The organism is Bacillus sp. 204(2023) (assembly GCF_037027505.1).
GTDB lineage: Bacteria > Bacillota > Bacilli > Bacillales > Bacillaceae > Bacillus > Bacillus subtilis.
Genome location: NZ_JAXCHE010000005.1, coordinates 246,148 through 264,252, shown reverse-complemented (window position 1 = coordinate 264,252; position 18,105 = coordinate 246,148). Strand labels below are relative to the sequence as shown.

The following is an 18,105-nucleotide window of genomic DNA, read 5'->3' as shown; positions in this document are numbered from 1 at the left end:
GTTGCATCCCTCCAGCAATTCATTCTGTTCATATGTGATCCACGCCCATTGCCCGCAGCATTGTCCGAAACTTTGCGGACGTCTCCTGAAGCTCGTCCTCAGGCTTTGAACCGGCCACAACACCAGCTCCAGCATACAGGCGGAGAGAGCGTTCTTCTGCTTCTGCACAACGGATGGTCACGATCCATTCTCCGTCACCGGCATCGTCACACCATCCGACCATGCCGGTAAAGAAACCGCGGTCAAATGGTTCAATGCTGAGAATCGCTTCTCTCGCAAGATCAGTCGGTGTTCCGCAGACTGCTGGCGTCGGGTGGAGAGCCGCCGCCAATTCAAGTGCGGTTACAGACGGGTCGGAAAGCTCTCCCTTAATCACGCTGGACAGGTGCCACATCGTTTCCGTTTTGATCAGTGAAGGCTTCTCCGGAACCTCCAGCGTCCGGCAGAAAGGTCTCAGCGCTGCCGCAACCGCGTCAGCGACAACCGCGTGCTCATGAAGATCCTTTGCGGAAGAAAGCAATTCAGCTGCCCGGCGCTGGTCTTCAACAGGATCATTACTGCGCGGCCTTGAGCCGGCTAATGGGTTGGAAACGACCTGTGTTCCCATCCTTGAAACGAGTAGCTCCGGACTTGCTCCGAGCAATGTTCGGCGGGGAGACGTTTCCTCCTGACTGGACACATCTGCGGCAAACGTGTAGCCATGCGAGTTATGCTGAGCCAGATGGCGAAGCAATTCATCCGTCTGAATCGGTTCAGGCGATGTCAAATGCAGCGATCTGGACAGGACGATTTTGCTGAGTGTTCCATCGGCAATGCGTGTCAGCCCTTGTTCAACACCATTTTTATAATCCTCAGGTTCAGGAACAGGCTTTATGTGGTATGTATGCCCAGCCTGCTGTTCCTTTTCCTCATGATCAAATTGAAGCGGTCCTGACCAGCACACTTCCTCAGGTACAACGAGCCGCGCTGCTTTTACTTGATCAAAAGGAACGGCCCCGACAACAAGCGGCCGGCTTTGCCCTGATTGTTTTGCCTGACGTAACGTCTCTGCAATTCGGCCAGAAAGGGTTTCCATTTGGTTTTGCCCGTCTGCCTCCGGTACGATTTCACATATGCCTTTCGCTAACAGTACACGATGAGGAGACGCTAAGAAAAAGGCGCCCGGCTGATATTCATGAAGCAAATGCTCCGCTTTTGTTTCTGTTATAACGTTATCCAACATTCTCATGAACCTCCTTTAAATTCAGTTACACGCCTAAGGTCGCGCCGCCATCTACGCATAAATTATGCATCGTAATATGCCCTGCCTGGCCAGAAACCAAAAAGAGCACCGCATCCGCAATATCCGAAGGCTTGGCTAGTTTTTTGAGCGGGATCCCTGTTTTAAATGTCTCAAGTGATCCTTTTATGACTTGCTCCGCTCCATTCTCGTCGGCCCATAATGACCACTGCATGTCTGTTTCCGTTGATCCGGGAGATACAATGTTGCAGCGAATATTGTATTCTGCAAGCTCAAGGCCAAGGCATTTCGTAAACATCACAGCCGCAGCCTTTGAGGACGCATATGCCGCCATAGATGTTCTTGGTACACCGGCAGCATTCGATCCGACTGTTACAATCGAACCCGATCTTCGGTCCATCATATATTTGCTGACTGAACGCGAGGCGTTAAATACGCCAGTCGAATTCACTGAGAACGTCGCCTCCCATTCCTCATCGCTAAGCGAATGGATCAGTCCCGGGCGAAGGACACCCGCTACATTCACTAAAATATCAATCGGCCCCATTTCACGTTCGATGCGCGCCGTGATCTCGTCAATCGCCGCGCTGTCTCTCACATCCGCAGGAAAAGCTTCTGCATGGCGGCCTTCTGCTTTGAGGCTGCTCACAACCTTTTCCAGCTTTTCAGGATTATAATCAACTGCCGCAATATGTGCGCCTTGACTGGCAAGCGTCCGCGCAACAGCTTCGCCTATTCCTTGGGCAGCCCCTGTTATAAAAGCAATTTTTCCCTCTATACTCTTTGCATTCATATCATCAATTCCTTTCTTCGCTCTAAATGCCGAACAGACATCCAGCGAAAAAGACTGCTGCGCCTTGAAAAACGCAATCCATTGATAATGATTATCATTATCAATTATAAAAATAATCATATCCAAATGTCATGTGACAGTCAAATATAATTTCAGTGACAAATATTTTTTTAAAGGCAAGGCTGAGTATGTCTCAGCCCATTGAAAGATGCGGTCCGTCAGGGTGAAGCGCAAAACGCAGCGCCCGGCTGACCAAAACAGGAAGAACTGAAATATGTCCTTCTCCTGAAAACTCGCAAAATTCTGCCCGTATGCCTTGTTCAGATAAAACGGCCAGCCGCTCATAAAGCTCCCTTGCATTATCATTCATCCGGCTTTTATGATGCTGCTCTAATTCTCCTGCGGCAAGCAGGATATTGATAGGCTGATTGTTTTTCTTGGTGAGAGAGACGAAATGGTCCGTTTTCTCGAGAATAAACGGTTTATTCCAATGAATGGACGGACTTCCCGCGATATACGTTTGAAACGCATCGGGCTTTGTTAGCAGCACCTGCAGCACGAAAAGCCCTCCGAGCGAATGGCCAAAGATTGTTTGTCTTTTTTTATCAATCTGGTAATCTCGTTCTATCTCCGGTTTTAAATCCTCTTCAATAAATCTGAAAAAGCCCTCCGCTCCGCCATGCTCCGGCCATTCTCTGCCGTCGGGCCTTTCCGGCAGCTTCGATTGGGCTGTTGGCATTGTAAAATCCCGGTGGCGCGCTGAGGAGAACGGCTCCGCTGTCTCATAGCCAATGCCGACGATCACTGCAGGGATCACCCCGGTTTTTTCGGGTCGGCGTCCCTGTATTCGAACGGCTTCCGTCATCGTTCCGAAGACAGAATTGGCATCCAGCAGATAAATCACAGGATAACCAGCGGGTGGCGGCGGCGTACTAGGTTTCGAGATAAAAATGTGATAGGTACGGTTTTCATTGCGTGAAGACATCATACGCACTTCCGTACCAGGAATCGTAAATGCGTTTGATGTCCCGCCATTTGTCCGGTCTGTTGTTTGCTCTTTCATGCAGTACGACATTCCTCTCCTTAAACTAAACCGCAATGTATGATAATGATTTTCACTATCAACTAGACACCTCAAATAATAGGTTTTCTTCCAAAGAAAGTCAACTTTTTCCCGAATAAAAAAGGCACCTTGATCAAATAAGGTACCTGCAGACTATCAATATGGAAGTAAAAACCTAATAAAGATGCGGATTGTCCTATTTGAAATAGAACCTTAATCCCATGTAAACCTTTGATTTTGCCAAGGATCGCCTCTCATGTGATAGCCATTCCGCTCCCAAAAGCCAGGGTGATTTTCTTTCGTAAATTGGATGCCGCGCAGCCACTTGGCGCTTTTCCAAAAATACAGATGCGGAAATACACCCCGCAGCGGAAATCCGTGTTCAGGGGTTAAAGGTTCGCCATTATGCGCATAAGCCAGAAGGGAAGTTTCCGCTAAGAAATCATCAAGCGGCAGATTGGTCGTCCAGCCCTCTTCAGCATGTAAAATGACGTAGCCCGCTTCTTCTTTTACACCCGCTTTTTCCGCTATATCACAAGCCCGCACGCCTTGCCACACATTATCAAGCCTTGACCATCCCGTGACACAATGAATGTCATTTTTCGATTCATACCGTGGAAAGGCTTTGACATCTTCAAAGCTTAGCAGCATCGGATGGTCAACCAAACCGTATACTTGAAGATTCCATTTCGTCATATCTTCGTAATATGGGACATCTCCGGTATGAAGCACAGGAAATGAAGTGGTGACGTTTTGATTTGGCGGCACTCTTCCAGATTGATCGGACTGTCTTGTTTTTCCGAAATACATATGGGCCTCCTTTTTGTTAACCTAATTTAAAATCATGTTGACAATCTTTTTGTTCTTTATTACTCTATGATTGTGTATGTCAACCTAAGGGGGAACAACGATGAAACAACGTAAACTTCGTGCGGGAGATATGGCGCTGATTGGCATGTTCGCCGCACTTATGGCTGTCGGGGCCAACATTACATCAGTAGCACCCTTTTTACAAGTAGCCGGCATTCCGCTTTCGATGCAGCCGTTTTTCTGTCTCTTGGCAGCATTGCTTCTTGGCAGCAAACGAGCAGCGATTGCCATGATTGTATATGCACTTGTGGGATTAGCCGGAGCGCCTGTGTTTGCTCAATTTTCAGCAGGCTTCGCACCGTTTGCAGGGAAAAGCGGCGGGTTTATTATCTCATACATCCCGGCAGCATTTGCAGCGGGATGGTTTTTAGAACGAAACATTCAGCCAAGTAAAATTCGATTTCTCATTGCTTCACTTATCGGAACGGCGATCATGTATCTCATCGGCACTACCTATATGTATCTTGCACTGAAGCTGTGGATTCATACGCCAGTGAGCTACGGCACGGCTTGGAGCTTTATGATTTGGTTTATGGTAAAAGATACAGCGCTGGCTGTGATACTGTCGTTTATCGCACCAGCAATCTACCGCTCTATTCATAAAGCAACCGGCTTTAACAGAAATCACATATCGTCCACGTAAAAAACCGTTCTAATGGACGGTTTTTTATCATAACGAGAAAAGGCTCCCCAGTAAAGGGGAGCCTTTTTCCTATAAAACAAGCGCTGCAATCCAGCCAAAGATGACAAGCGGAATATTATAAAATATAAATGTCGGCACACAAGTATCCCAAATGTGGTGATGCTGGCCGTCCGCACTCAAACCTGAAGTCGGCCCAAGCGTACTGTCACTGGCAGGTGAACCGGCATCGCCGAGGGCAGCAGCAGCTCCGATAATCGCAATCGTTGCCATCGGGCTGAATCCAAGCTGCATGCATAGAGGCACGAAAATGGTTGTGATAACAGGAATCGTCGCAAAAGAAGATCCGATCCCCATTGTAATTAATAAGCCGACAATGAGCATCAGCAATGCGCCCAAGGACTGACTGTGTCCGATAAAACCGGCTGACGTTTTGACCAGTGACTCGACATCTCCGGTTTTCGTCAATACGTTTGAAAACCCGGCTGCAACAAGCATGACAAAGCCGATAAAGGCCATTAAAACCATTCCATCAGTAATCAGTGAGTCCGCTTCATCACGCTTCATCACACCGCTGACAAACAGAACAATCAGACCAGCGAGCGCCCCCATAATCATTCCTTCTACTCCCAAAGTCTGAGATAAGTAAAGCTGGACGCCGAGTGACACAACAATGGCTAGAACCGCGATACCAATACTTTTTCTCGTATATGGCGATGCTTCTGCACCTGAAATGTCTTTTGTTTCATATTGTTTCGGTTTACGGTATACGATCACTGATAAAATAAGGCCGACAACCATACCTGCAACTGGAATAATCAGTGCGTACGGAATATCAGCAAGCGGAACGTTTAACCCGGCATCCGCCATATTGTCCTTCAGCATTCCCTGGAAGATTTGGCCGAAACCGACCGGAAGCAAAATATAAGGAGCCGTTAAGCCAAATGTAATTACACACGCGATCAGACGGCGGTCCATTTCAAGTTCATTAAAGATTTTCAAAAGCGGCGGAATCAGCACCGGGATAAACGCGATGTGAACCGGAACGACGTTTTGCGAAAAACAAGATACAATTAAAATAATCAGCACAATCAGCACCTTAGACAGTGCTTTTTTTCGAGAATCTTCTTTATTTCCGATTAATTTAACGGAGGCTTCCACCATTGCGTCCGGAAGACCCGTTTTCGTCAAAGCGGCGGCAAACGCGCCAAGCATGGCATAGCTGACTGCAACGGTGGCATTTCCGCCGAGACCGTCTGTGAAAGCTTTAACCGTTTCGCCAAGACCGAGCCCGCCAGTTAACCCGCCGGCTAAAGCGCCTATAATTAATGCGATAACAATATTGACACGCAGCAGGCTTAATACAAGCATAAGCAGGACTGCGATGACGACTGCATTCATGATGATACCCCTCCAAAAATCCTTTAGTTTGCTAATGTAGTAGATAAATAAAGTACGAACGTATCGTATCATAACCGATCCACTTTAGTCAACTAAAGATTCCAGAAGAAAAAAATCCCTGCCGCATCATAACAGCAGGGATTTTTCATTACTCGTTTTTATCTTCTTCCAATGTAAATCGCTCCGCAAGTGTAGCCAGTGTTCTTGCCATAACGCCGGTAGCCCCGGCCGGTCCGAAGCAGGTTGCTTTATTGGCAGTCGCTGTGCCTGCAATATCAAGGTGAACCCAAGGTGTTGACTCAGCGAATTCACCAAGAAACGTTCCTGCCATAATCGCATGTCCCTCGCGTCCCGGTGAATTGTTGAGATCCGCCATTTGGCTGCTTTTCACGCGTTTTTTATCCTTCTCTGTTATCGGCAGTTGCCAGATCGCCTCGCCGCACTCTTGTGCAGCATCAGCTACCTGCTGGTAAAAGCTTTGATCATTTGTCATTGCGCCGGTTGTTTCTGTTCCTAATGCCACAACGACGCCGCCGGTAAGCGTAGCTACATCGACAAGAACTGACGCGCCATGCTGTTTCGCGTATGTAATGCCATCTGCAAGCACTAGCCTGCCTTCAGCATCCGTATTAAGGATTTCTATTGTTTTTCCGCTTAAAGATACGATCACGTCATCCGGCTTCATGGCCCCGCCGGAGATCATATTATCGGTTGATGGAATAACGCACAGCACGTTTTGCTCAGGACGAAGCTCTCCGATCGTTTCCATAGCCCCGAGAACCGCAGCTGCTCCTCCCATATCTGATTTCATGCCGACAATTCCAGATTTCGTTTTAATGGAGTAGCCGCCTGTGTCAAAGGTAATTCCTTTCCCGACTAGTCCGACGACGTTTTCCCATTCCTTTTTGCCCTGGTATTTCAACACAATCATTTTCGGCGGTTCGGTGGAGCCTTGGTTTACCGCAAGTATTCCGCCCATACCGAGCTCTTCCATCTCTGATTTCTCCAATATTTCACACTCAAAATCATATTTCGCCGCAAGCTCTTCAGCATACGAAGCAAGGTCAGTCGCTGTCAGCATGTTTCCCGGCATATTCACAAGCGTTCTAGCCGAATTTGTCCCTTGTCCGTATGCCTGGCCGACGCGAAGCCCCGCCTGCACTTCCTGTGTATCTTCATCTGTTACAACATACACGGCTTCAATTTGTTTGTCAGGCTCATTTGATTTGTGCTTATAATCCTGCACCTCATAGGAAGCAAGCAGGCAGCTCTCAGCTAAAGCATGAGCGGCATCGGCTGGAGGCACGTCTTCCGAAATAAACGTATCAAGCAGAACAGCAGTTTCTTGTTTTCGATCTTTATGAATGGCTTGAAAAACATGAGCAAAACGTTCCTTCGCCTGTTCAAACGAATAATTTGCTTCTCTCCCCAGACCAACGAAATAAATCCGTTTCATACCCGCAGAAGATGGAGGGAATACTTTTGATACTTGATTCGGTTTCGCAGAGACATCACCCTCTTTTAAAAGCTGTGTCAGATGGCCTTCGAGCATTTCATCAATTTCCAACGCTTTTCCTGTCAGCTGGCTTTTTTGAAAAAGCCCGACCACAAGGGTTTCTGTATGCTCTGATTGTTGAACCGCATAAAACATGAGGCTTACACTCCTAACGTAATGGGTATTTGTAATGAACAATGGTATAATAGGAAAAACATTCTTTCCACTATACTTATTTTAACAAACAACAGTCTAAGACTTGCTTTTTTCTTTTGAAACACGAAGGATTTTTCAAATAGAAAGGATGTCGCCGATGGAACTTTTAACGAATTTTCCTTTATTATCAAGCCTGGCCGCAATTATTTTTGCTCAGGTCATCAAAGTGCCCATACAGTTTATCGTGTCCAGAAAACTGGACTGGTCGCTGGTCACAAGCACAGGCGGCATGCCGAGCTCTCACTCCGCAGCGGTCACTGCACTTTCAACAGGCGTAGCCTTGGAGCATGGATTAGACTCCTCACTCTTTGCGGTTTCCGCCATTTTCGCCGTCATAACCATGTTTGACGCAACTGGCGTCAGACGTCACGCCGGTGAGCAGGCAACAGTCATTAATAAGCTTGTCATTGATTTTAACCGTTTCGTAAATGAAGCGAAGGACTTCCCTAAGGCTGCAGAGAAAGAAAAGCAAAAAAAGCTGAAAGAGCTTCTCGGACATCAGCCGATCGAAGTCTTTTTCGGAGGACTAACAGGTATTTTACTGACATTGGCACTCGCTTACTTTTTCATGTAAAAAAACGCTCCTGCTTTCGCTGGAGCGTTTTATTCTTTCACAGTTTTATATTGATTTCTGAACACTTGCAAAGATTTTGTTTCATTGAGCTTCTCAAGCTCATCCTCGGTAATTTTTCCCGTTCCCTTTTTAATCAAATATACATCAAGGGTTTTTTTGCCCCATTCATTGTATACATCTTTGACGGTTTCAAAGTACAGATCAAGGCGGTTACCCTTAATAGCCGATCCTGTGTCGGCCACAACTCCGAGACCGTAGTTCGGAATGAATAAAATTGTTCCGATCGGGAAAACGGACGGGTCAGCAGCAACCGTGGAATATAAATCCCGTTTCACTTTCACACCTGAATATGTAAGCCCGTATAATGGATCACCGGGATTTTTGCCCGTCGACTCAGCTCCTGCTGTGTAGCCTGTTGCTGTTACTCTTTGGACTGGATATTCATCCCAATCAAATGCCTCTTCTAACGGTTTTGTTTTATCCTCAGCCGCGGACGTGGTTTGTGTTTGTTTCTGCTGCAATGCTTTTAATGTCAGTCCTGCATGCTTCAAGTGCTTTTCCTGATGTTCCTGCACCCATTTTGACAGGTCCTTCGCTTCAATTCCTGACACTGATAAAAATGTCGTGCCAAATGCAAGCAGAAATAAACAGGTCATCAGCAAACGTCTGATCATATTCACATCATTCACCTCTCCTCCGAATCATTGTTCCCAAGTGGAGAGAGCATTATTCAAAATGATGAATGAGCTGAACGCATAAAAAAAGCTTTCTTTAGAAGAAAGCGGCATTTAAAACATTTGATATCCTCTTTTTCTGAGCATGTTGATCGCTATACCGGACACGATGGCGCCGGCCAAACCGCTGACTAAAATCAGCACATCGGCAGCCGCTAATGATAAGACACGATGAAACAGGCTGGCAAAGGATTCTCCCGGCGACTGGACATAGCTGATCAGCTTTTCTTTGCTGATAATGAAAAGGCATACAATCGGATAAATCACAGCCATAATCCAAGACATTCTCAGCAGCATGTTTAATAAGAAACCGATTCCAAAAAACAAGACAAAAAACAAAACAATTGAGATGATTACGACTGGCAGACTAATCAACCTATTCCACCCCCCTGCGTTGTTTTTAGTGTAACGCGGGGGTGGAAATAAAGTCAACGGCTGGAAAAAGAATGACTGTCTTTTCCTGTCCCCTGGCAAGACGGACAAGTCTCTGAACCGCCGAGAATCAATTGAAAATATCCTTTTCCTGAACAAAATGGGCATGCATGTGAAGCGGTTGTCGTTGCAGTTTTCATCTAATCATCACCCTTTTTCTTAATTTTCTGATAATATACCATATCAAGCTGTCAACAATAAAGTCAGATCATGTGACAAATCTTTTGATGTAAGCGGAAACATACTTATTTTCCTCTCGTTCTCTTTTTATTTTGGCGTTTTTTAATAAAGAAAACCCGCTTCCGCGGGTTTTTAGAAAAACTTGAACTTGCCTTTTTTCAATGTCAGTCCGAGTCCGCCAATCATAAACAGTGAGCGGTTATCAATGACTTTTTTCATAAACGAAGCGGGCGTGCCTTTCAGCTTTCTGCCATAAACAACCCCAACCGCGTTATGCTCGCCAAGAGAAGCCACTGTTCCCTTAATGTCCGGCTTGAATTCCTCAAGCTCTCCGCCTTTAATAAGCCTGCCAAGGTTTTTAGCGACCGTTATGCCCTGCTGCATTGCAATTTGCGCAGTCGGCGGATACGGGCGCTCTGTATCTTCATTCATAAACAGCGAGCTGTCGCCGAGAATAAAGACATTGTCATGTCCCGGGGCGCGGAGATCAGGGTTGACTTTGACTCGGCCGCGCATATTCTCAAAACCGGCTTCCTCCACAATCGGATGACCGCGGACACCTGCCGCCCATACAACGGTTTGCGATTTGATCTGCTCTGGTTCCTCATCTTTTTTGCCGACTCTGACTCCTTCCGGTGTACATTCTTGTACAGCCGTGCCGATCTTGAACTCAACTCCGTTTTCCTCAAGATAATGTACGGCATAGTCAACAAGTTCCGGATCAAAGCCCGGCAAAACGGTCGGCGCTGCTTCCACACAAATGATGCGGACAAGGCTTCTGTCAACGTCATATTCCTTACAGAGCTCCGGCACGCGAGCAGCCAGTTCGCCAAGAAATTCAATTCCCGTAAATCCGGCACCGCCAACAACGATCGTTAACCTGTCCGGCCGTTTTTCCGCTTCCGTATTGTAAGTCGCAAACTGCAGCTCAATATGTTCCCGCAGCAGGCGCGACGTGTTGATGTTGGCAATCGGAAACGCATATTCTTTTAAGCCTTTAATGCCGAACGTTTCAGGCACGGCGCCGAGCCCGATGACTAAATAATCGTACTGCAGTTCTCCATTCGCAAGCACAACTTTTTTCTCATCAATTTTGATTGCCTTTACGGTATCCTGTACAAAATTCACCCGTGACTGGTTGATTACATCTTTTATCTGATAACGGCAGCGGTCATGATGGAGCGTACCCGCGCTCGCTTCATGCATCCATGTCGTTTCATAATGATAATTGTGTTTATTTACAAGCGTAATGTCAGCATCATTCGGCCCGACATACTTCGTCAGCCTTGTCACCGTCATCAATCCGCCATATCCTGCACCTAAAATCACGATTTTGGGCTTATTCAATGCCATCACATCCACCTTCTCTTTTTTTTGCTTTTGTTAGACCCATAATAAAATCATCATTTGTGTTAGCTTCAGCTTATTGGCGGGATTTTATGAAATATATTGAAAAGTTTTTTGTGAAGTCCTTACCCGTAGCACTATTATCATGTTTATCCGGCTGGCCCAAGAAACATTCAGAAAAAGATCATTTCATTTGGTTATTATCGTAGCGGCCTGCGGAAATATTTTCAAGAACGGATGGGCACGTTAGATCCTTACGATTTTTTCTGCTGACTCGTCAATTTGAACGGCAATATGGTATAATTAATAACAATTTTCATTTAGGAGGCAATTTTCGTATGCGAGAGGATACAAAGGTTTATGATATTACAATTATAGGCGGGGGACCGGTCGGCTTATTCACCGCTTTTTACGGCGGGATGAGACAGGCAAGCGTCAAAATTATCGAAAGCCTGCCTCAGCTCGGCGGACAGCTTAGCGCCCTATACCCTGAGAAGTATATATATGATGTAGCGGGATTCCCGAAAATCCGTGCGCAAGAGCTTATCAATAACCTAAAAGAGCAAATGGCAAAATTCGACCAAACCATTTGTCTGGAGCAAGCGGTTGAATCTGTTGAGAAACAAGCGGACGGCGTGTTTAAGCTTGTAACAAATGAAGAAACCCACTACTCTAAAACGGTCATCATCACTGCAGGAAACGGCGCATTCAAACCGAGAAAGCTGGAACTTGAAAATGCCGAGCAGTATGAAGGCAAAAACCTCCATTACTTCGTTGATGATCTGCAAAAATTTGCCGGCAGACGCGTTGCGATCCTTGGCGGTGGAGATTCCGCGGTTGACTGGGCGCTTATGCTTGAGCCGATCGCAAAAGAAGTATCGATCATTCACCGCCGTGACAAGTTCCGTGCGCACGAGCACAGTGTGGAAAACCTTCATGCGTCGAAGGTTAATGTCCTGACACCATTCGTCCCTGCGGAGCTGATCGGCGAAGACAAAATTGAACAGCTTGTGCTTGAAGAAGTGAAAGGCGACCGCAAAGAGATTTTAGAAATTGATGACTTAATCGTCAACTACGGTTTCGTTTCATCTCTTGGACCGATCAAAAACTGGGGTCTGGACATCGAGAAAAATTCCATTGTCGTGAAATCAACAATGGAAACAAATATCGAAGGCTTCTTTGCAGCAGGTGACATTTGTACATACGAAGGAAAAGTCAACCTGATTGCCAGCGGCTTCGGTGAGGCACCGACAGCAGTGAACAACGCCAAGGCTTACATGGACCCGAAAGCCCGTGTACAGCCTCTTCACTCAACAAGTCTTTTTGAAAATAAATAATAAAAAAAGGGAGCTTGTGTCTGCGACACAGCTCCTTTTTTATTTGAAGATATTGATATAATTCAATGCAGTTCCTACAACCAGCGCAATCACAAGGGCTGCGACTACCCAGATCATTGCCATAATAATGCGGTCCTGAATCTTTTGGGACTTCGGTGTTTTTTCTTCGTTTTGGGCCATCTTATTCGCTCCTTTCCCATGTCCATGCCATAAAGAAAGCCTGGTGCTGAACGACCAAGCTTTGCTGAACGTATATCATTCGCGTTTTGATCCGCTCTCTAAGACCATTCGTTAAAACTATGATACCTAAACTCACCCTGCATGACAAGCTTCGGCCCTTGCACCACACCTGCCAGCAAATCATAATGTTTGACATCCTAAATAAAACAGAGTACATTATAGAAGGCGAACATTTCATATAATATAATTTTAAATATTCGTTTTTAGGAGTGAAAACCATGGAAAATGTATTTGATTACGAAGATATTCAGCTAATTCCTGCAAAATGCATTGTAAATAGCCGTTCAGAATGTGATACATCCGTACGTTTAGGCGGACGTACATTTAAATTGCCCGTCGTCCCTGCCAATATGCAGACGATTATAGATGAGAAGCTAGCGATTCAATTAGCCGAAAATGGCTACTTTTATGTGATGCACCGATTTGAGCCTGAGACACGAATTGATTTTATTAAAGATATGAACGCACGCGGCTTATTCTCTTCTATCAGCGTGGGCGTCAAAGAGGAGGAGTATGAATTTGTCCGCCAGCTGGCAGAAGAAAATCTGACTCCTGAATACGTGACAATTGACATTGCTCACGGGCACTCAAATGCTGTCATTGAAATGATCCAGCACCTTAAAAAACATTTGCCGGACAGCTTTGTTATTGCTGGCAATGTCGGAACGCCGGAAGCGGTCAGAGAACTTGAAAATGCGGGAGCGGATGCCACTAAAGTCGGCATCGGACCGGGAAAAGTATGTATTACGAAAATCAAAACCGGCTTCGGCACAGGCGGCTGGCAATTAGCGGCGCTGCGCTGGTGTGCCAAAGCAGCCAGCAAACCGATTATCGCGGATGGCGGCATCCGCACCCATGGCGACATCGCAAAATCAATCCGATTCGGTGCAACGATGGTCATGATCGGTTCACTATTTGCCGGACACGAAGAATCGCCAGGCCAAACGATCGAAAAAGACGGAAAGCTTTACAAAGAGTACTTCGGCTCAGCCTCTGAATTCCAAAAAGGCGAAAAGAAAAATGTCGAAGGCAAAAAAATGCACGTGGCGCATAAAGGCTCAATCAAGGATACACTGATTGAAATGGAGCAGGATCTTCAATCTTCTATTTCTTATGCAGGCGGAACAAAGCTTGACGCCATCCGCAATGTGGATTATGTGATTGTGAAAAATTCCATTTTTAATGGGGATAAATATTAATCATAAAAAAACGCCAAGTCAGCGGTTCTCCGCTTGAGTTGGCGTTTTCTGCTACTTCTTCAGCAAAGTAAGCTTATATTTGCTTTTTGAATTTATCTTCCATCAGTTCTGCCATTTGTTTTGCATTTGGATTTTCTTCATTTTGCAACTGTTCAATGATGTTCATATAATCCGTTTCATTTCGGTTCTGGCTTAATTTATATGCTGCTTGAATGTCTTCCACCTTAATCTTAAATCCAACGATACCTTTCAATTCACGTTCTAAGAGTTTTGGAGAAAGCTTATCCCATAAAACAGGATTGTCACGATGTTTTTCGTATTTCTCCAGCATGATTGTTAATTCTTCTGCTAATTCATCTTTCTCTAACATACTTGCTTTTCCATACATGTGGACAGCCTGATAATTCCACGTCGGAACATTTTCACGCGAATACCAGGAAGAAGAAATATAAGCGTGCGGTCCCTGAAACATCACAAGTACATCTTCACAGGCTTCAAACGTTCTCCACTGAGGATTTCCATAAGCGAAATGCCCCGTAATATAGTAATGATCGTCTTTTTTATTGAATCCTAACGGCAAATGTGTGGCAATTGGTTTTCCTTGTTCTGTTGTGACAATCGTACCAAAGGAGTTTTCTTGTACAAAATTCCAAATGTCTTCAGCATTTGTGACTTTAAAATATTTTGGAATATACATCATCATCCACCCTTCGAAAAATATTATATGAGTGTTTTAGCCATGATTAAATCCGTTTGCTCTTCATCACCCATATAAAAAGAGTGGGCGCCGGTCTGAACAAACCCCATTTTCTTATAAAAGGCAATGGCATTTTCATTTTTTTCCCATACTCCTAGCCAAATGTTCTTTTTATTACGTTCCAGCGCAATTTCTATCGCTTTATTCAGCAGATGTTTGCCAAGCCCATGTTTTTGAAAGCTGTTCTTTATATAAATCCTCTCGATTTCAAGTGATTCAGCACCCATTTCTTCAGACTGAGCATCATCGATATTGACCTTTACATATCCAGCGATTTCATGATCAAAGTAAACAAAAAAGAATTGCGAAGACATATTGAGTAACTCTTTTTCCAGCTGCTCAGTGTTAAATGCGCTTTCTAAATAGGCTTTCATATTCTCAGGTGAGTTCTGTTCTTTAAAAGTGTCATTGAATGTTTCAATACTCAATTGTTGGAGTGTTTGTAAATCTTCCCGGCTGCATTTTTTCATTTTTACACTCATTGTTCGGATTCAGCCCCTTTATTAAAAATTCAATTGTCTTGTGTCCCTTTTTAATATATTTAAACAAGGAACAGATACTGACCTTGTTACCATTCCAAAAACCTTCTTCATCATCAACTCCCTAACGTTTTTTGTTGTAAATGCAATAAAATATACTTCGCATTAAATATAGCGTAATTTTGCTGTATTTACAACAAAAATCAAACAGCAATGCGGATTTTCTCTTGCCGAAGTTCCCGGAACTCTCTGCATCATTTCCCCATAATAAAAACGCCTCCCTTAACGATGATCTATCGCTAAGAAAAGCGTCAGTAATAGTTGCTATCCGTTTTTAGTGCTTAGCACTCTTCAGGCTTGCCTGCATTCGTTGCTGTTCTGAACGAAGAACCGCAGCCGCATGAAGCGATGGCGTTTGGATTGTCGATGGTGAAGCCGCCGCCGAGCATGGATTGTTTATAATCAATCACGGTGCCGTTCATGATGTCAAGGCTTTCTTTGTCAACTAGAACAGTGATGCCGTGCTGATCAAACACACTGTCTGATTCACTCTTTTCATGCTCAAAGCCCATGCCGTAAGAAAGTCCGCTGCAGCCGCCGCCTTTGACGCCTACACGCAGAAACGCGTTTTCTTCTTCATGCTCTTTCATCATATCTTTTATATGCAAAGCTGCTGCTTCTGTAATTGTTACCGGGTTGCTCATCATTGTGAACCTCCTTTTAAAAACCGGTTGCTGTCTTTTATTATAAACATGATCGTTCCAATTCTCAAACAAGGTGTTTTACAAGAAATAGACACCCTCACAAACGGTTTCAGCCGGCCCTGTCATCATTACATGGCCGTTATCTTTCCAGTTTATCACCAAATCCCCGCCTGCTAAATGCACCGTGATGTCTTGATTTCGCTTTGATACGCCGTTTAATACAGATGCGACTGCCGCTGCACATGCTCCTGTCCCGCATGCCTGAGTAATCCCTGATCCCCGTTCCCAGACGCGGAAATGCAATTCTTGTTCATTCACGGTTTCAACGAATTCCACATTGATGCCTTCCGGAAATCTCGGATCTTTCTCAATCACCGGCCCCAGTGTCGTTAAGGGTGCCTGTTCAATGTCTGCGATCGGAAAAACGATATGCGGATTTCCCATTGAAACGGCAGTGCCTGTTAGTTCTACTTCACCAAATGCCATCGTTTCATTGATTGTGTGCTCTTCCCCGCCGTCAAGCATCGGAAGCTCGGATTTTGTCAAGCGCGGTTCGCCCATATCGACAGTGACCACATTCACTTTTCCGTTTTCGACTTGAACCTCCGCTTTCACAAGCCCGGAGAGAGTTTCAATCAGAAAAGATGTTTCCTCAACCAGTTTATGCTCATATGCGTATTTTGCGACGCAGCGCAGGCCGTTGCCGCAGTTTTTCCCTTCAGACCCGTCATTATTAAAAATACGCATTTTAACAGGCGCTTGGTCTGATGGGCATATCAGGATCATTCCGTCGGATCCGATCCCTGTATAAACAGAAGAAACCTGAATTGCAATCTCTGACAGTTTTTCTTCTGGAAGCTGTTCTTCAAATTGATTCACATAAATATAACTGTTTCCCAGGCCGTGCATTTTGGTAAATCGAAATGAGTTCATAGGTGCCTCCAACTTTTTTTCTTTTTCTTAGTATAAAAGCTATTATAAGCGGACACAATACAATTATCCCCCGTTTTTCATACATAAAAGCTCCTTGCACTGACGCAAGGAGCTTTTATCGTTTATATAAACATGCCGGCAATGGCTGCGCTGAGCAGATTGGCTAATGTTCCTGCAAGAACAGCCTTCAGGCCGAGACGTGCGATATCTGAACGGCGGCTGGGTGCTAATCCGCCAAGCGTACCAAGCATAATCGCAATTGATGAAAAATTGGCGAATCCGCATAACGCGAAACTGATAATGGTAGCAGTTTTCTTAGAAAACTCGCCGATGTGCGGTCCGAAGTTAGAATAAGCGACAAACTCATTCAGCACCAATTTCTGGCCGATATAGCTTCCCGCCTGCAATGCTTCATGCCAAGGCACGCCAATCAAAAAGGCGATAGGAGAAAACACATAGCCGAGAATGGATTCTAATGTTACGCCTTTTAAACCGAACAAGCCGAAAGCCCCGCCGAGAATACCGTTTACTACAGCGATTAACGCAACAAACGCAAGCAGCATCGCCCCAACGTTTAACGCAATTTGCAGTCCTGTTGACGCTCCCTTTGCAGCTGCGTCAATGACATTGGCTGCGCCTTCGCCTTCATCCATTTTGAAATCGCTTTTTACGGTTTGCGTTTTTTCCGTTTCGGGTATAATCAATTTACCAAAGACTAGTCCAGCTGGAGCAGCCATAAAGCTGGCGGCCAGCAAGTATTCAATCGGAATGCCGAGAAGCGCGTACCCAAACAAGGTAGATCCCGCTACTGCCGATAGACCGCTCGTCATAATCGTAAACAACTCAGAGCGCGTCAGCCCGGCAATCAGGGGTTTGATCACTAACGGAGATTCTGATTGTCCTACAAAAATATTGGCAGCGGCCGCCAGAGATTCCGTTTTGCTTGTTCCAAGGAGCTTCGACAATCCGCCGCCAATGACACGGAAAACGAGCTGCATGATTTTTAAATGATATAAAACTGCAATCAGTGCTGAGAAGAAAATGATAACGGGCAGTACACTTAATGCAAATGCCGGACTGTCTCCGACCTTTAGAAGCGGTCCAAAAATAAAACTGATGCCTTCATTCGCATAGTCAATCAGAAGCTGTACACGGCTTGAAAACCATAAAAAAACAGTGCGTCCCGCTTCCCATTTCAACACGATGTATCCAAACGCCACCTGTGTGCATAAACCAACGATGACGGTTCTTATCTTAATATTGCTTTTCTTTTCTGAAAATAAAAACGCGATAGCTATGATCGCAACTGCGCCCAGCAGCCCCCACAGAACATTCATGAATACTCGTACACCTCTTAAATTTTATTTAAAAAAATATCTTTTATACGATAACAATAATATTTTTTGATGTCTACACATTTTTTTAGTTCTTTTGTACGACAAAATAAAAAAGGGCCCGTTCAGGCCCTTTT

Annotated in this window: 20 protein-coding genes; 4 read left to right on the top strand and 16 right to left on the bottom strand. The window is 45.1% G+C overall.

What is annotated here, in order from left to right; translation table 11 throughout:
- Positions 1-28: 28 nt before the first annotated feature.
- The 4 genes from dhbC to WA279_RS12850 all read right to left on the bottom strand — a co-directional run bounded on the left by dhbC (position 29) and on the right by WA279_RS12850 (position 3,906).
- Entirely contained in the window at positions 29-1,222 is a 1,194-nt protein-coding gene (gene dhbC, locus WA279_RS12865) for an isochorismate synthase DhbC (RefSeq protein ID WP_336155543.1), read from the bottom strand.
- A gap of 25 nt (positions 1,223-1,247) precedes the next feature.
- On the bottom strand, positions 1,248-2,033 hold the full coding sequence (locus WA279_RS12860) for a 2,3-dihydro-2,3-dihydroxybenzoate dehydrogenase (RefSeq protein ID WP_014480725.1): 786 nt from the start codon (positions 2,031-2,033) through the stop codon (positions 1,248-1,250).
- Positions 2,034-2,226: 193 nt separating this feature from the next.
- Positions 2,227-3,096 (bottom strand): ferri-bacillibactin esterase BesA, encoded by an 870-nt coding sequence (gene besA, locus WA279_RS12855; protein WP_015714637.1) that lies wholly within the window; start codon positions 3,094-3,096, stop codon positions 2,227-2,229.
- A 213-nt stretch (positions 3,097-3,309) separates the two neighbouring features.
- Positions 3,310-3,906: a sulfite oxidase-like oxidoreductase gene (locus WA279_RS12850; protein ID WP_003228739.1), complete on the bottom strand. Its 597-nt coding sequence runs from the start codon at positions 3,904-3,906 to the stop codon at positions 3,310-3,312.
- Positions 3,907-4,006: 100 nt separating this feature from the next.
- Between WA279_RS12850 and WA279_RS12845 the strand changes: the two genes are divergently transcribed.
- Positions 4,007-4,609: a biotin transporter BioY gene (locus tag WA279_RS12845; protein ID WP_336155542.1), complete on the top strand. Its 603-nt coding sequence runs from the start codon at positions 4,007-4,009 to the stop codon at positions 4,607-4,609.
- Positions 4,610-4,678: 69 nt separating this feature from the next.
- Here the strand turns inward: WA279_RS12845 and WA279_RS12840 are convergent, their stop codons facing one another.
- Both WA279_RS12840 and WA279_RS12835 read right to left on the bottom strand, forming a co-directional pair.
- Positions 4,679-6,007 carry a Na+/H+ antiporter family protein gene (locus tag WA279_RS12840; protein ID WP_003228736.1) on the bottom strand — a complete coding sequence of 443 codons (1,329 nt, stop codon included), beginning with the start codon at positions 6,005-6,007 and terminating at the stop codon, positions 4,679-4,681.
- Positions 6,008-6,155: 148 nt separating this feature from the next.
- Positions 6,156-7,658 (bottom strand): leucyl aminopeptidase, encoded by a 1,503-nt coding sequence (locus WA279_RS12835; RefSeq protein ID WP_161986405.1) that lies wholly within the window; start codon positions 7,656-7,658, stop codon positions 6,156-6,158.
- Positions 7,659-7,815: 157 nt separating this feature from the next.
- Between WA279_RS12835 and WA279_RS12830 the strand changes: the two genes are divergently transcribed.
- Entirely contained in the window at positions 7,816-8,292 is a 477-nt protein-coding gene (locus tag WA279_RS12830; protein ID WP_003228732.1) for a divergent PAP2 family protein, read from the top strand.
- A gap of 29 nt (positions 8,293-8,321) precedes the next feature.
- Here the strand turns inward: WA279_RS12830 and spsC are convergent, their stop codons facing one another.
- The 4 genes from spsC to WA279_RS12810 form a co-directional block, all read right to left on the bottom strand.
- Positions 8,322-8,966, bottom strand: a complete 645-nt coding sequence (spsC, locus tag WA279_RS12825; protein WP_336155553.1) for a stationary phase survival protein SpsC — start codon at positions 8,964-8,966, stop codon at positions 8,322-8,324.
- Between the two features lie 114 nt (positions 8,967-9,080).
- Positions 9,081-9,401 (bottom strand): YuiB family protein, encoded by a 321-nt coding sequence (locus WA279_RS12820; RefSeq protein WP_003243877.1) that lies wholly within the window; start codon positions 9,399-9,401, stop codon positions 9,081-9,083.
- A gap of 53 nt (positions 9,402-9,454) precedes the next feature.
- Positions 9,455-9,598, bottom strand: coding sequence for a YuiA family protein (locus tag WA279_RS12815; protein WP_003243733.1), 144 nt, complete (start codon positions 9,596-9,598; stop codon positions 9,455-9,457).
- Between the two features lie 172 nt (positions 9,599-9,770).
- Positions 9,771-10,991 carry an NAD(P)/FAD-dependent oxidoreductase gene (locus WA279_RS12810; protein WP_010886605.1) on the bottom strand — a complete coding sequence of 407 codons (1,221 nt, stop codon included), beginning with the start codon at positions 10,989-10,991 and terminating at the stop codon, positions 9,771-9,773.
- A 332-nt stretch (positions 10,992-11,323) separates the two neighbouring features.
- Between WA279_RS12810 and yumC the strand changes: the two genes are divergently transcribed.
- Positions 11,324-12,322, top strand: a complete 999-nt coding sequence (gene yumC / locus WA279_RS12805; protein WP_003220618.1) for a ferredoxin--NADP reductase 2 — start codon at positions 11,324-11,326, stop codon at positions 12,320-12,322.
- Positions 12,323-12,361: 39 nt separating this feature from the next.
- On the opposite strand, the gene WA279_RS12800 is transcribed toward yumC, so the two are convergent.
- Entirely contained in the window at positions 12,362-12,502 is a 141-nt protein-coding gene (locus WA279_RS12800; RefSeq protein WP_003228723.1) for a hypothetical protein, read from the bottom strand.
- Between the two features lie 278 nt (positions 12,503-12,780).
- On the opposite strand from WA279_RS12800, the gene guaC reads away from it, so the two are divergent.
- Positions 12,781-13,761 (top strand): GMP reductase, encoded by a 981-nt coding sequence (gene guaC, locus WA279_RS12795; protein WP_123373870.1) that lies wholly within the window; start codon positions 12,781-12,783, stop codon positions 13,759-13,761.
- A 73-nt stretch (positions 13,762-13,834) separates the two neighbouring features.
- On the opposite strand, the gene paiB is transcribed toward guaC, so the two are convergent.
- The 5 genes from paiB to WA279_RS12770 form a co-directional block, all read right to left on the bottom strand.
- Positions 13,835-14,458: an FMN-binding negative transcriptional regulator gene (gene paiB, locus WA279_RS12790; protein WP_217000731.1), complete on the bottom strand. Its 624-nt coding sequence runs from the start codon at positions 14,456-14,458 to the stop codon at positions 13,835-13,837.
- 23 nt (positions 14,459-14,481) lie between these two features.
- Positions 14,482-15,000 (bottom strand): spermidine/spermine N(1)-acetyltransferase, encoded by a 519-nt coding sequence (paiA, locus tag WA279_RS12785; protein WP_251188295.1) that lies wholly within the window; start codon positions 14,998-15,000, stop codon positions 14,482-14,484.
- Between the two features lie 338 nt (positions 15,001-15,338).
- Positions 15,339-15,701, bottom strand: a complete 363-nt coding sequence (locus tag WA279_RS12780; protein WP_003244166.1) for a HesB/IscA family protein — start codon at positions 15,699-15,701, stop codon at positions 15,339-15,341.
- Positions 15,702-15,779: 78 nt separating this feature from the next.
- Positions 15,780-16,634 (bottom strand): diaminopimelate epimerase, encoded by an 855-nt coding sequence (dapF, locus tag WA279_RS12775; protein ID WP_003243745.1) that lies wholly within the window; start codon positions 16,632-16,634, stop codon positions 15,780-15,782.
- Between the two features lie 122 nt (positions 16,635-16,756).
- Positions 16,757-17,971 (bottom strand): NupC/NupG family nucleoside CNT transporter, encoded by a 1,215-nt coding sequence (locus WA279_RS12770; RefSeq protein WP_251188296.1) that lies wholly within the window; start codon positions 17,969-17,971, stop codon positions 16,757-16,759.
- Positions 17,972-18,105 lie beyond the last annotated feature (134 nt).